The sequence below is a fragment of the Nonomuraea sp. B19D2 genome, from assembly GCF_040137845.1.
Taxonomy (GTDB): Bacteria; Actinomycetota; Actinomycetes; order Streptosporangiales; family Streptosporangiaceae; genus Nonomuraea.
Window position 1 is genome coordinate 61,446 of sequence record NZ_JBEFAK010000039.1, and the last position, 13,920, is coordinate 75,365.

9 protein-coding genes are annotated in these 13,920 nt (G+C 68.9%); 3 read left to right on the forward strand and 6 right to left on the reverse strand.

What is annotated here, in order from left to right; all coding sequences use genetic code 11:
• Positions 1 to 78: 78 nt before the first annotated feature.
• Positions 79 to 2,865, forward strand: a complete 2,787-nt coding sequence (locus ABN273_RS44790; protein ID WP_349455675.1) for a glycosyl hydrolase family 95 catalytic domain-containing protein — start codon at positions 79 to 81, stop codon at positions 2,863 to 2,865.
• A 70-nt stretch (positions 2,866 to 2,935) separates the two neighbouring features.
• On the opposite strand, the gene ABN273_RS44795 is transcribed toward ABN273_RS44790, so the two are convergent.
• The 5 genes from ABN273_RS44795 to ABN273_RS44815 form a co-directional block, all read right to left on the reverse strand.
• The gene (locus ABN273_RS44795; RefSeq protein WP_349455676.1) at positions 2,936 to 4,372 is read right to left on the reverse strand and encodes an endo-1,4-beta-xylanase; all 1,437 of its coding nucleotides are present in this window, start codon (positions 4,370 to 4,372) and stop codon (positions 2,936 to 2,938) included.
• A gap of 754 nt (positions 4,373 to 5,126) precedes the next feature.
• A complete protein-coding gene (locus tag ABN273_RS44800) occupies positions 5,127 to 5,918 on the reverse strand; it encodes an arginase family protein (protein ID WP_349455677.1) in 792 nt (263 codons plus the stop codon).
• Between the two features lie 632 nt (positions 5,919 to 6,550).
• Entirely contained in the window at positions 6,551 to 9,007 is a 2,457-nt protein-coding gene (locus ABN273_RS44805) for an ABC transporter permease (protein ID WP_349455678.1), read from the reverse strand.
• Positions 9,004 to 9,753: an ABC transporter ATP-binding protein gene (locus ABN273_RS44810; protein ID WP_349455679.1), complete on the reverse strand. Its 750-nt coding sequence runs from the start codon at positions 9,751 to 9,753 to the stop codon at positions 9,004 to 9,006. The genes ABN273_RS44805 and ABN273_RS44810 overlap by 4 nt, the downstream gene beginning before the upstream one ends.
• Positions 9,750 to 9,983, reverse strand: a complete 234-nt coding sequence (locus ABN273_RS44815; protein ID WP_349455680.1) for a hypothetical protein — start codon at positions 9,981 to 9,983, stop codon at positions 9,750 to 9,752. Before ABN273_RS44815 ends, ABN273_RS44810 begins: the two co-directional genes overlap by 4 nt.
• A 109-nt stretch (positions 9,984 to 10,092) precedes the next feature.
• Between ABN273_RS44815 and ABN273_RS44820 the strand changes: the two genes are divergently transcribed.
• Complete coding sequence (locus ABN273_RS44820) at positions 10,093 to 11,298, forward strand: sensor histidine kinase (protein ID WP_349455681.1); 1,206 nt, start codon at positions 10,093 to 10,095, stop codon at positions 11,296 to 11,298.
• Complete coding sequence (locus tag ABN273_RS44825) at positions 11,286 to 11,924, forward strand: response regulator transcription factor (protein ID WP_349455682.1); 639 nt, start codon at positions 11,286 to 11,288, stop codon at positions 11,922 to 11,924. Before ABN273_RS44820 ends, ABN273_RS44825 begins: the two co-directional genes overlap by 13 nt.
• Before the next feature lie 431 nt (positions 11,925 to 12,355).
• Here ABN273_RS44825 and ABN273_RS44830 read toward each other — a convergent pair whose 3' ends face one another.
• Positions 12,356 to 13,918, reverse strand: coding sequence for a lectin (locus ABN273_RS44830; protein WP_349455683.1), 1,563 nt, complete (start codon positions 13,916 to 13,918; stop codon positions 12,356 to 12,358).
• Positions 13,919 to 13,920 lie beyond the last annotated feature (2 nt).

A 13,920-nucleotide genomic window follows, 5' to 3' on the forward strand; every position in this document is an offset into this window, starting at 1 on the left:
GCTTGGAGAACCGAAATGGCTGATTTATCGCGAAGACAAGCGCTGAGATTCGGCGCGGCTGGAGCTGGAGCCGCGCTGTTGCCGTTGCAATGGACGGCCGCGGCCCGGGCCGCTTCGGTGGCGCCTCCGGAGGTGCGCGCCGCGAACGATCTGGCGCTGTGGTACGACGAGAGCGCCGGCACGGAGTGGCTGCGTGCGCTTCCGATCGGCAACGGTCGCCTGGGCGCCATGGTGTTCGGCAACGTCGACACCGAGCGGCTGCAGCTCAACGAGGACACCGTCTGGGCCGGTGGGCCGTACGACCAGAGCAACCCGAAGGGTGCGGCGGCGCTGGGGCAGATCCGGCAGCTGGTCTTCCAGAACCAGTGGAGCCAGGCCCAGAGCCTTGTCGACCAGAACATGCTGGGCAGCCCTTCGGCGCAGCTGGCCTACCAGCCCGTGGGCGATCTGCGGCTCACTTTCGGCAGCGCCGCCGGGGTTTCGGAGTACAACCGTTTCCTGGACCTGACCACGGCCACCACGACGGTGACGTATCTGCAGAACGGCGTGCGGTACCGGCGCGAGGTGCTCGCGAGCGCGCCGGACCAGGTGATCGCCATCCGGCTGACCGCCGACAGGCCCGGCTCGATCACGTTCTCCGCGACGTTCGGCAGCCCGCAGCGGACGACGCGCTCCAGCCCGGACGGCACGACGGTGGCGCTCGACGGCATCTCCGGCGACCAGAGAGGGCTGGCCGGCAAGGTCAGGTTCCTGGCACTGGCCCGGGCCGTCGCCGAAGGCGGCAGTGTCAGCAGCTCCGGCGGCACGCTGCAGGTGAGGGCCGCCAACAGCGTGACGGTGCTGATCTCCATCGGCTCCAGCTACGTGAACTACAAGGACGTCAGCGGCGACTACCAGGGCATCGCCCGGCGTCACCTCGATGCCGCCGTCACCAGGACCTACGACGACCTGCGCGGCCGGCACGTCGCCGACTACCAGCGGCTGTTCGGGCGCACGACGCTCGACCTCGGCCGCACCGCGGCGGCCGACCAGCCGACCGACGTACGGATCGCGCAGCACGCCAACAGCAACGACCCGCAGTTCTCGGCGTTACTGTTCCAGTACGGCCGCTACCTGCTGATCTCCTCCTCGCGTCCGGGCACCCAGCCCGCCAACCTGCAGGGCATCTGGAACGACTCGCTGACCCCGGCCTGGGACTCGAAGTACACCCTCAACGCCAACCTGCCCATGAACTACTGGCCGGCCGACACGACCAACCTGCCGGAGTGCTACGAGCCGGTGTTCAGGATGATCAGCGACCTCACGGTCAGCGGCGCCCGCACGGCCCGGGTGCAGTACGGCGCAGGCGGCTGGGTGACCCACCACAACACGGACGGGTGGCGGGGCAGCTCGGTCGTCGACGGCGCGACCTGGGGCATGTGGCAGACCGGCGGCGCCTGGCTGGCCACCATGGTCTGGGACCACTACCTCTTCACCGGCGACCTCGAGTTCCTCCGGCAGTACTACCCGGCCATGAAGGGGGCCGCGCAGTTCTTCCTGGAGACTCTCGTGGAGGAACCGAACCTCAAATATCTGGTCACGAACCCATCGAACTCGCCCGAACTGACCCACCACGCGGGCGTCAGCGTGTGCGCCGGACCCACGATGGACAACCAGATCCTGCGGGACCTGTTCAACGGCTGCGCCAAGGCCGGCGAGCTCCTCAGCACGGACGCGAGCTTCCGGGCGCAGGTCCTGGCCGCCCGCGACCGGCTCCCGCCGATGCGGGTCGGCTCACGCGGCAACATCCAGGAGTGGCTGTACGACTGGGTCGAGACCGAGCAGAACCACCGGCACATCTCCCACCTCTACGGCCTGCACCCCAGCAACCAGATCACCAAGCGCGGCACCCCGGCGCTGTACACCGCCGCGCGGCGGACCCTCGAACTGCGCGGTGACGACGGGACCGGCTGGTCACTCGCCTGGAAGATCAACTACTGGGCGCGGATGGAGGAGGGCGGGCGGGCGCACGACCTGATCCGCGCCCTCGTGACTACAGCGCGGCTCGCGCCGAACATGTTCGACCTGCACCCGCCGTTCCAGATCGACGGCAACTTCGGCGCCACATCCGGCATCGCCGAGATGCTGCTGCAGAGCCACAACGGCGAGCTGCACGTGCTGCCGGCGCTGCCGGCGGCCTGGCCGAGCGGGAAGGTGCAGGGTCTTCGGGGGCGCGGCGGCTACACCGTGGACGCGGCATGGAGCTCCGGCGGGGCCGCCGAGATCCTCATCAGGTTCGACCGTGACGGGACAGTCAACGTGCGCAGCCGGATCTTCGCCGGAACCTACCAGGTGGTCGACACCACGACCGGCGATACGGTCAGCGTCACCAAACCCGAGAACGACGTCATCAGACTGACCGGCCAAGCCGGCCGTACGTACCGCATGACCGGGTCCGGCGGCCCCGCACCGGCGAGCTACGTGCGGATCACCAACGCGACCACCGGCCTGGCACTGGACAGCGGCGGGAATGTCGCCTCCGGGGCGAACCTCAAGCAGTGGAACTGGGACGGCAGCACCAACCTGCAGTGGCAGCTCGTGGACCTCGGCGGCGGGTGGTACCGCATCGTCAACCGCACCAACGGCATGGTCGCCGACAGCTGGGGCAACACCGCCAACGGCGCCGCCGCCCGGCAGGCGGCGTGGGACGGCGGCAACAACCAGCAGTGGCGCCTCAACAGCGTGGGCAACGGCCGCTACCAGATCATCAACCGCGGCACCGGCACGGCCCTCGACGGCATGGGCAACAGCGCCGCCGGCTCCACCGTGGCCATGTGGACGCCGAACAACAGCACCAACAACCAATGGACCATCACGGGCGTGTGAACCCGACGACGCTCGCTTCGCCGCAACCGGCCACCGGTTGCGGCGAAGCCATGAGCTCACCGACGCGGATTCAGGAACGTCCGCTCCACGTCCATTTCTGGTTGTTGCCGCCCCAGCAGTCGTACAGCTGGATCTGGGTGCCGTTGGCGGTGCCTGCGCCGGCGGCGTCCAAGCACCGTCCGGATTGCACGCCGACGATGCTCCCGTCGGAGTTGACGCGCCACTTCTGGTTGTCGCCGCCCCAGCAGCTGTAGATCTGCACCTTCGCGCCGTTCCCGGTGCCGGCGGCATCCAGGCACTTGTTGCCGTACACCTTGACCTCACCCGCGGAGGTCAAAGTCCACTGCTGGTTGGACTGGCCGTTGCAGTCCCACAACTGCACCTGAGTGCCGTCAGTGGTGCTGGCGTTGGGCACGTCCAGGCAACGGCCGGAGGCCACACCCTTGATCTGTCCGGCACCACCGGGCGCTGTCGGGGTCACCGTGGGCGTGGGGTTGGGGTTGGGGTCGGCGGCATTGAGCGCGTTGAGGACTGAGGTGTAGGCGGGCTTCTTGTTGCCGTTGCCGTCGAACAGCAGCGGGGTGTCGCCTGAGCGCCAGGAGTCGATGTCGCGCACGCCCCAGGTGGTGATGCCGTTGCAGCGGGGGACGGCCAGGCAGTCGTTGGTCACCGCGGCGTAGGTGGAGGCCGGGGCGCCCTGGATGTCCAGCTCGGTGATCTGCACGTCCACCCCGAGGGCGGCGAAGCTGGAGATCGTGGTGCGGTAGTTGCTGTTGTAGGGACTTCCGCTGTTGAAGTGCGACTGCAGGCCGACGCAGTCGATCGGCACGCCGCGCTGCTTGAAGTCCCTGACCATGTTGTACACGCCCTGAGTCTTGGCCCAGGTCCAGTTGTCGATGTTGTAGTCGTTGTAGCAGAGCTTGGCGGCCGGGTCGGCGGCCCGCGCGGTGCGGAAGGCGACCTCGATCCAGTCGTTGCCGGTCCGCTGCAGGTTGGAGTCGCGCCGGCCGCCGGAGTTGCCGTCGGCGAAGGCCTCGTTCACCACGTCCCAGGCGTAGATCTTGCCCTTGTAGTGCGCCATGACGCCGTTGATGTGGTCGATCATCGCCTGGCGCAGCGAGCTGCCCGACAGCGACTGCATCCATCCGGGCTGCTGGGAGTGCCAGGCCAGGGTGTGCCCGCGCATCCGCTTGCCGTTCTGCACGGCCCAGTTGTAGATGCGGTCGGCGTTGGTGAAGTTGAACTGGCCCCGGTTGGGCTCGGTGGCGTCGATCTTCATCTCGTTCTCGGCCGTCACCATGTTGAACTCGCGGTTGGCGATCGTGGTGTACTGCGAGTCGCCGAGCTTGAACGCGGTGATGGCGGCGCCGAAGTAACGGCCGCTCTGCGCGGCCGCCGCGCCGAGCGTGCTCGCCGCGGCATCGGCGCGAAGCGGCGCCAGCAGCGCCATGATCATGGCGAGCACACCGAGAGCACCGACGATCAGGGCCCCGCGTATGCCGCTCAAGGGCCGCCTGGTTCCAGGCGAGGGTATGGCGTTTGCGCCCATGCCTGAGCCTCCATAACTGAAATCACGGAAACGGAACACCGCGGGGCACGCCCCACGGGGTCGACGCCGCGCTCACCACCGGAACGCACACCACCAAGGCGTCTCGGACGGCCAGCCCCTGCCGCGCACCATCGACCTGGCAAGGGAGACCGCTGATGACTTAGTGTGGAAATGCTTCCGAAACATGTCAAGATTGATCTGAAAAGTTTCAGACACATTCGCTGGCTTTGTTGGAGCGACATCGGCCCCAGCCACACATCTTGCGCTCCGAAACTTTCGATGGTTCCCTCAGCAAGGGACCATAAGCCATGAAAGTTTCAGCACCAAGTCTGATCATTCCGCATCCGACATCGGCGCACTACCACCTCCAATCAATGCGACGGAGAGGGGCGGCGAAGGCGCCGGAGACACGTGATGCCGTGGCGTCGGGCGGCGATGGGGGACAAAGTGAGCATGCCGCGTAGGGCATGGCGACCCTGGACATGCGATCTGACTTGAGCCAAGGCACGTGACGGCTCGCGACGCCATCGCCGCGCTGGCCGAACGCCTTGCTGACACGCCAACGCCGGGAGGACCCACCCCTGAAGAACTCGGCACCCACCAAGGGTTCATCTCTCAAACCGTCCTCCGAGACAGCCTCCCCCAAGGTCCAGCCCATGGACCGCCTCCATCGCGACAAGGGCCGATGGAGGAACCGAGGATAAGTCGCCCGTCAGCGCGTCAGCGCGGCGCCCAGCAGGCGGATCACATCGGCCTCGCCGGGGTTGACGTCGTCGCTGGATGGCGCGTGTTCGGTGATGGCTGCCCCGACGATGTCGTCCACCTGGGAGATGAGGTCGACCAGTCGCTGCGGCTGCACGCCGTTCGGCTCCGGGTAGCAGGTTGCGCCGAAGGCAGTGGGCTCCAGGACGTCGAGGTCGATGTGGACGTACACGGGGCCGCGCAGATTGTCGAGTGCGCGCTCCAGGTCGTCTACGCCATATCTGCGCAGGCCGGTCTTCGCGAGGTACTCGTGCTCGGACGCGTCACCCGCTCGCTCTCCGGCGATGATCACCTGATGTGGTGCCAGCGGTTGCTCCAGCGTGAGGCCGGTCGGCCCGTCTCCTAGCAGGGCGCGCACCACCATCCCGTGGAAGGCGCCCGATGGCAGCGTGTGAGGGCTGTAGACGTCCGGGTGGGCATCGATCCACAACACCGTCAAGGCATCCCCATAGCGAGTGTAGGCAGCAGTGATCGGCGGGATGTCGACCGCGCAATCGCCGCCGATAGTGATCACACGGTCGTCGATGCCGTCCAGCGCCTTCCGCGTCAGCCGCTGGTTCTCCACGAGCACGTCGTACGCGCGGATCCCGGCGGCCTTGTCCCCGCCCGTTTCAAGCACTGGCACGGTCACCACCGTGTCCGCCGGAACGAGCTCGGCGGCGCGGCGAGCGCCGGCCATCAGCCGCGGCGCCTTGCTCGACGCCGATCCTTGCCATTGCGGTACGCAGAGCACAGTCGTCATGCGGTGACAATACGAGATACCAGAATCAAGGGTCTAGATCGCTCTCTTGTTTCATCGAGGAAATTTCCGCCGGATCGGCACAGCGGCAGGAATTTATACGGCAGGCTCTCGTCAACCCTCGGTTGCCTTCCGCGTCAGAGCCAATGGACCAGATCCGGTCCGAAACACCTATCAGCCGCGGTGGTTGATCAGTCCCGTGGAAGAGGTTGGAGCAGGTGGCAGGACCCAAGCAGTCCCTTCGCGATCACAGCCCCGGCCAGCCGCACACGCACGCTGGACCGATTCGAGCAGTTCCCCGCCGAGGGAGCGCTGCCGCCGGCGCTGGAAGAGGTCGCCTTCCGCCTCAATCCGACGCAGGTCCTGGCCGGCATGGACAGTCGGGATCCGTCCTCGCCTTCCAGACCGATAAACAGCTGTTCGCCGCGGTGATGAACGGCCAGCGCGGCCCCGGGCACGCCGTGCTCGGCCGTCAGGTGGGCGAGCCGATCCCGCCAGCGTCCTTTGTCCAGAGACATGAAGACTCCTCCCTCATGAGCGATGAACGCAGCCTGCTCGGATGTGCCGGGCCTTTCCTCGTCGCCTCGCGAGAGAATCGCCGGCACGTGTCGTGCCCGGCGACCAACCACATCGCGTCAGCGGCTGCCTGTGTATGCGCGTCTGGCCGGTAGGGCGGTGGCCAGCCAGACCACCACGGCGACCAGCAGGACGCAGGCAGGGGCCAGCCACAACGGCCCGGCGGGCCACGGACGTCCGAGGAAGCTCACGCTCAATGTGGTCAGTGGGACAGCGGCCAATGCCACGCCGGCTCCTGCCGCGGCCCCGGCGGTCAGCACGGCCTCCCAGCGAAGCATCCTGCGGAGCTGGCCGGGTGTGGACCCCAGGCGGAGCAGTGCACGGAATTCCTCCCGCCTGGCCGTCGTGGTCGCCACCAACCGATTGGCGACCGCGACGAGCACATAACCCAGGAGGACGACGAGAACCGCCAGGTTCACCACGACCTCGGCAGGGAAGGCGCCCGCTTGCGCGATCGGCGGACTCTCGGTCGCTTTCACTCCGGGCCAGCGCGCGAGCAGGTCGCCGAAGTCGGGAGCGCCCGAGGCGGCAGGCCGTATCAGGATCGCCGAAGCGAGCCCCCTCGTCGTGTGACCGGCAGCGAGATCACGGGAGACGACCAGCGGGCCGAAGCCGAGCGCACGCCGGTAGGTGGCCACCACACGGGCTTTGACCGTCGCACCGTCGCCCATGACGAGCTCGCGGCTCTCCCCCACCGCGCCCACGTGCTCGTCCACGGCGATCGAGGCTCCTACGAGCTCCCTGAGGCTGCCGTGGGAGACGTCGAGGTCGACCACTCCGTGCGCGTCGGGCCCGAGGACAAGGGCGGTCCTGTCCTGAAGGCCTGGATCGTCGCCGAAGGCGAACTCACGGGTGAGCACGGTGGTCGTGGCGACGGGCGCGGCGCCGAGCACGCCGGGCACACCGCGTACGTCAGGCAGGAGCCCGTCAGGGATGCCGCCGAGGCGGTCGGCCGTAACTGCGAGCAGGCCGCGCAGGCCGAGCGCGGCCTCGTCGGCCTTGGCGGTCATGATCGTGGTCTGGGTGAGCACGAAGCTGAGGCCGAGCGTGACCACCATGGCCATGGCCGCGACGGCACCGGCTGTCCTGAGCGCGTAGCCTCGGGCGTTGTTGACAGCGAGCCAGGCGGCGGCGGAAATCCGGGAGGGCAACCGGTCGGCGAGCGCACCTGTCACCGTGCGCACCAGCTGGGGGCCTGCCAGCGCCAGTCCGATCACTGCCAGCAGGGCCGCGTTCGCCGGGCCGATCACCGCCGCCTCCGTGCGGACCAGTAGCGGGATGACCGACAGGACGAACGAGGCCGGCATCAGGAGCAAGCCGACGGCGGTCCGGGCCTTCGATGGCTCTCGCGGCTCGCTCCGCGACTCGGCCAAGCCTCCCGGCACCGACGCCCGCGACACCCGCAGCGAGGCGGCCCACGCGGAGATCCTCACCACCGCCGCCAGCAGCAGCACCGCCGCCAGCGCAGGGAGCGGGCTGTAAACGAGGAACAGCGCGGCGGGAAGCGCGCCTGTCGACACGAGCAGGTCGCCGAACCGCTCGGCCAGGTGGTAGCCGAGCAGGAGCCCCGGGGCGAGCGCCGCCGTGGCGGCCACGGCGGCCTGGATCGCGATCGTCCGCCTGACCTGGCGTGGGGTGGCACCTGCGGCCCGGAGCAGAGCCAGGTCGCGGCGCTGCCGGTTGACCGACAGCGACAGGCTGCCGCCGACCACGAACCCGACGACGAGCAGGCTGATGCCTCCGATCGAACCCGACAGCACGATGAGCAGTTCCCGGGCGGCCGCCATGCCGGGCGATTCGGCGTCGCCGATGAACCGTCCTGTCGCGACGTCGTACCGTTCGCCGAGGAGCTCGCGCAGCCCGGCCGCCACGGCCTCGGTGTTCGCACCGGGGGCGAGGCGCAGGATGACGAGGTCGACAGTGCTCGCGCGTGGCCCGGAGGTCCTGCCGGCCAACTCGGTCGCCGTGGCGTCGGCGACGTACAGGCCGGGAGCGTCGACCAGCGCGGTCACCCGGTAGCGGCCCGGCCGGCCGCCCACCATCAGCCGGACCTCCTGGCCGAGCCGCGCCTGCCGTAGCGCGACCTCGCCGGGATCGCGGGGCGCGCGGCCGGCCCGCAACGATCCGGTGAACGCGAGCGACGACCACCCATGTCCTGCGGTCGCCGGATCGCCTTCGACCGCGGGCACATCCGAATCCGGGATGACGGCGGCAGGAAAGCTCACGTCGCCGGTGGCGGCAGCCACTCCCGGGAACCGGGCAAGCCGGGCGATGAGGGATGTCGGCAGGACGGCGCGTTCCGGCAACGCCACCGGCAGATCTTCCTTCCGCGGCAGGGACTGCCTCGCCGACACCACCACGTCGGCACGTCCGAGCCGCTGCGTGGCGACGCTCGAACGCAACCCCGACTCCGCGACCACCCCGGCCGCGGTGGCCAGCGCCATCCCGCCCAGCACGGCGAAGAACACCGCGGCCAGACCGCCGATTCCGGCCAACGCCAGGGACGTTCTGATCACGGGCGGTCCCCGATCCGGGTGATGCGCGGCTCGCCGTTGAGCCCCGCGAGCCGTGCCGCGAGATCGTCGGCGGACGGGGCGCGCAGCACATCCACCACCTTCCCGTCCACCATGACCAGCGTCTGGTGGGCCCGCGCGGCGGCGACCGGGTCGTGCGTGACCATGATCACGGTCTGGCCCAGGTCGTCGACCAACTCCCGCAACAGGTCCAGCACGCGCGCCGCGCTGATTCGGTCCAGAGCGCCCGTGGGCTCGTCGGCGAACACCACATCGGGACGGGCGGCAAGGGCGCGCACGATCGCCGCGCGCTGCTCTTGCCCGCCCGACAGCTCAGCGGGCCGGTGGCGGAGCCGGTCACGCAGGCCGACCCGCTCCACGAGTTCATGCAGCCAGGCGTGGTCCGGTCGCATCCCGGCCAACCTCAGCGGCAGCGTGATGTTGTCCTCCACGCTGAGTGCGGGCAGCAGGTTGTAGGACTGGAAGACGAATCCGACATGCCTCCTACGCAATTCGGTCCGCCTGGTCTCCGACAACCCGCCGAGGTCCACGCCGCCGATCACCACCGAGCCCGAGGTAGGCGCATCCAGGCCCGCCGCGCAGTTGAGCAGCGTGCTCTTGCCCGATCCCGACGGGCCCATCACGGCGACGAACCTCCCGCGCGGGAAAGAGAGCGTGACCTCGCCGAGCGCGCGGACGTCGCCGTACGTCTTGGTGACCCTCTCCAAGGTGATGACGGTCTGGCTCATCGGCGGCCCGATTTGATGTGGTGGACAATGAGGCCTGCGATGCAGGCGACCGCGATCAGCCCGGAGGGGAGTCCGACGAGCAGGCTGCCACGGCCGATCGTGCTGGCGACGATATTGACGGATATGGCGATGACGAGGATCGCCCACAGCAGGGCGCGCAGAGCCCAGCCGTTCCGCCGTCGCGCGGGCCGCCGCCGTCCTTGGGGTTCGATGCGGTAGGGATCGTCCATATCGAGGGACCTTAGGGACAAGCCTCGGCCGAGGGGATCCTGTCAGCTGGCCAACCGTGGTGGAGCTGGCTGGAGTGTCCGCGCCTTGCGGCTCACCTAGAGTGTCGCTGTGACGCGTGACGCCTTCGAGGCGCTGGACCGCCTCGCGGGTGGGCTCGGCACGGCCCTGCTGGCCCTGGTGACGGTGGTCGGCTGGGTGCTGGTGGGAACCGCCTGCCTGATCGGGATCGGCCTGCCGATGGTGCGGCCGATGCTGTCGGTGACCAGGGCCGTGGCAGAAAGGGAGCGGGCCCGGCTGGGTCGCTGGGGCGATCAGGTGGTCAGCCCTTATCCGGCCACGAGGCCCGCCAAGGGCTGGCACACCGATCCGGCCACCTGGCGCGACCTGATCTGGCTCGCCATCCACAGCACGCTGGGGCTTCTGCTCGGCTTGCTGGGGATCATCCTGCCCATCATGGGACTTCGCGACGCCTCGTTCCCCCTGTGGTGGCACCTCCTGCCCGACGGCGAGGTCGGCTCCTCACTCGGCATCGCCGTGCATACCTGGCCAGGCGTTGTCGCAGTCGGCCTGTCGGGTTTCGTCTGGCTGGCGGCCAGCATGCTGTGCGGTGGCCCGATCGCGCGCCTTCAGTCCCTGCCCGGCCGGCGGCTCCTCAGCCCACACCCGTCCGTCGACCTCTCTGAGCGGGTCGCCCGGCTGACCGCCACCCGGGCCGGCGCGCTCACCGCCCACGCGGCCGAGCTACGCCGGATCGAGCGCGCACTCCACGATGGCGCGCAGAACAGGCTCCTCGCAGTCGTCGTCATGGCCACGGCCGCGAAGCGAGCGCTGGAACGTGACGTGGCCGACGTGGGCCCCGCACTTGACCGCGTCCAGGCGGCGGCCGAGCAGGCGGTGGCCGAGCTGCGCGGCGTCGTCCGCAGCATCCTGCCGCCGATCCTGGAGAACAAGGGCCTCGCCGGCGCGCTGAGCGCGCTCGCCGCCGGCTGCCCCATCCCCTGCGACCTGAAGGACGGCGAGCTCGGGCACCTGCCCCTTTCCGTTGAGGCGACCGCCTACTTCACGGTCGCGGAGGCGCTGACCAACGCCGCCAAGCACAGCGGGGCCACCCGCGTACGGGTGGAGACGGCCAGACACGGCCGGATTCTCCGGATAGAGGTGGAGGACGACGGGGCCGGAGGCGCGCACGAACGCGACGGGTCGGGCCTGGCCGGCATCCGCCGACGCGTCGAAGCCCACGACGGCTCCCTCACGTTGACCAGCCCCCACGGCGGTCCGACGAGAATGAAGGTGGAACTACCATGCGAATCGTGATCGCCGAGGACGACGCCCTGCTGCGCGAAGGCCTGGTCATGCTGCTCGGTGGCGAAGGTCTCGAGGTGGTCGCAGCCGTCTCGAACCCGCAGGAGTTCCTCGTCGCGGTCGCCGAGCACCGTCCCGACGTGGCGGTGGTGGACGTACGCATGCCGCCCACCCACACCGACGAAGGGATCAAAGCCGCGGTAGAGGCCAGGCGGTCACACCCCGAGCTCGCCGTGCTTGTGCTTTCTGCCTACGTCGAGCAGGCGTTCGCCACCGAACTGCTGGCCGATGGCGCCCGTAGCGTGGGCTACCTCCTCAAGGAGCGAGTAGGGCAGTTCAAGGAGTTCCTCGACGCGCTGGAGCGGGTAGCCGCCGGCGGCGTGGCCATCGACCCTGAAGTGATCGCCCAGCTGTTCACCCGCCGAAGTGGACCGTTGGACCGGCTCACCCCCAGGGAACGAGAGGTGCTCGCGCTGATGGCCGAAGGACTCGGCAACATCGTGATCGCCGAGCGCCTGCTGATCACAGAAGGCGCAGTGCACAAACACGTCAGCAGCATCTTCGGCAAGCTCCACTTGGCTCCGACAGACCGCGTGAGCCGCAGGGTCACCGCTGTCCTGCGATATTTGGAGGGATGAAAGACGTCTGTGCCCGCCGACGCTGTCCGGGCCCGCTGCCCCGCCCACCGTTGTGAGTGAGCACGCCGCACGAGCGCTGTCTGTCTCCGGTCAGCGGTGATCGACTCGGCCGTGATCAAGCACAACGGCGTTCACTACCGCTACACGAAGGACGAGCGGGACCAGATGCCTTCCGTGCCCAGCGCCAAGCTCATCACCGCCGAAACGAGCACTCACGCAGGCATTCCTGCACGGCACGGTACGGCTGGACTGGCGGCTGGACGCGATCGCCGCCAAGCAATGCCCGTAGCAGTCGCGGGCGATCCGATCAACCGCTCGCCGGTCATGGTGGCGCTGGGCTTCCGGGCGGACAAGACGCGTTGGGTGCACCACCACAGCGGTGCACCCACACGGCGGTTTCATGGCGTCGTGGCCGGGGTGCCTTCGCCAGGTCAGGTGCGGGTCCAGCGTTGGTTGGCGCCGCCGTTGCACGACCAGATGGTCAGCTTGGTGCCGTTGGCGGTGGCGTTGTTCGGCACGTCCAGGCACTTGTTCGCCCCGACGGCGGTGATGGTGCCGTCGGAGTTGAAGCGCCACTGCTGGTTGTCCTGGCCGTTGCAGTCCCAGATGATGACGTTGGTGCCGTCGGCGGTGCCCCGGTTGTACACATCCAGGCACTTGCCGCCAAAGACCCGCAGCTCACCGCTCGCGGTCTGCGTCCACTGCTGGTTGGCCTGGCCGTTGCAGTCCCAGATCTGCACCTGCGTGCCGTTGGCCTGCGAAGAGTTCGGGACGTCAAGACACTTGCCCGACCCCGCGCCCCGGATCGCGCCCGCGGGCGGGGGCGTGACGATGCCCCCTCCGGTCACGACGTACATGGCCGCCCCGTGTCCGGGGACCGACGCGCTGATCGTCCCGGATGACGAGGACGTCGTGTGCGCCCACAGGTCGCGCACCGAGTAGGAGGACGCGGACCCCAGTCCCAGGGCGGAGGCGGTGGTGGAGATCGTCGAGGTGGAGGTGCCCCGGTTGAGCAGCACGACCGCGACCGAGCCGTTCGACATCGGCTTTCGCCAGACCTCCAGGTTGCCGTTGTCACTGATCTTGTGGCCCTGCCTGCCGCCCCAGTCCTGGTTGACCGCGATGACCTCGGTGTTGGTGAGGATCGTGCGCGTATCGGCGCTCATCGTGCGGATGTCGTTTCCGGCGAGGAGCGGCGCGTTCAGCAGCGACCACAGGCTGAAGTGCGCGCGGCCCTCGGTCCCCGTCACCCCGCCGACGCCCACCTCCAGCATGTCGGGGTCGTTCCACCCGCCCGGGCCCGAGTACGCGTCGAGCCCGACCTGCTGGTCCAGGATCCCCATGATCGAGTTCCAGTTCGCTGCGATGTCGCCGGTGTTGCGCCAGGAGTTGCCCACAGGCATCCCCCACGTCCATACGCTCTCCTGCCCCCAGTTGCACAGGCTGTACACGATCGGACGGCCGGTGGCGGCAAGCGCGTCCCGCATGGCCGTGTACCGCTGCTGCCCGTTCAGGCCCTGGTGGTCACCGCAGTTGTCGTACTTCAGGTAGTCGATCCCCCAGGACGCCCACAGGGCCGCGTCCCGCCGCTCGTTGCCCAGGCTGGCCGGGTACCCCGCGCACGTCGTGGTTCCGGCCGAGGAGTAGATGCCGAGCTTGAGCCCTTTGGAGTGGACGTAGTCGGCCAGGGCTTTGATGCCGTTGGGGAACTTCTGCGGATCCGGCACCAGGTCACCGTTGGAGTTGCGGCTTCTGGTGGACCAGCAGTCGTCGATGTTGACGTAGGTGTAGCCCGCCGCCGCCATGCCGCTGGAGACCATGGCGTCAGCTGTCTGGCGGATCAGCGAGTCGCTGACGTTGCAGCCGAAGCTGTTCCAGTCGTTCCAGCCCATCTGGGGCGTGCGGGCCAGTCCGTTCTCCAGCGCGGCGGCCGGCGACGTCGCACCGCCGATCGCGACGACGAAGCCGGCTGCGAGTACCGTCGCCAATGCCAAGC

Coding starts and splice junctions, on each gene's coding strand:
- ABN273_RS44800 (WP_349455677.1), bottom strand. CDS start 5,918: ATGACGACTGTGCTCTGCGTACCGCAATGGCAAGGATCGGCGTCGAGC.
- ABN273_RS44810 (WP_349455679.1), bottom strand. CDS start 9,753: ATGAGCCAGACCGTCATCACCTTGGAGAGGGTCACCAAGACGTACGGC.
- ABN273_RS44815 (WP_349455680.1), bottom strand. CDS start 9,983: ATGGACGATCCCTACCGCATCGAACCCCAAGGACGGCGGCGGCCCGCG.
- ABN273_RS44825 (WP_349455682.1), top strand. CDS start 11,286: ATGCGAATCGTGATCGCCGAGGACGACGCCCTGCTGCGCGAAGGCCTG.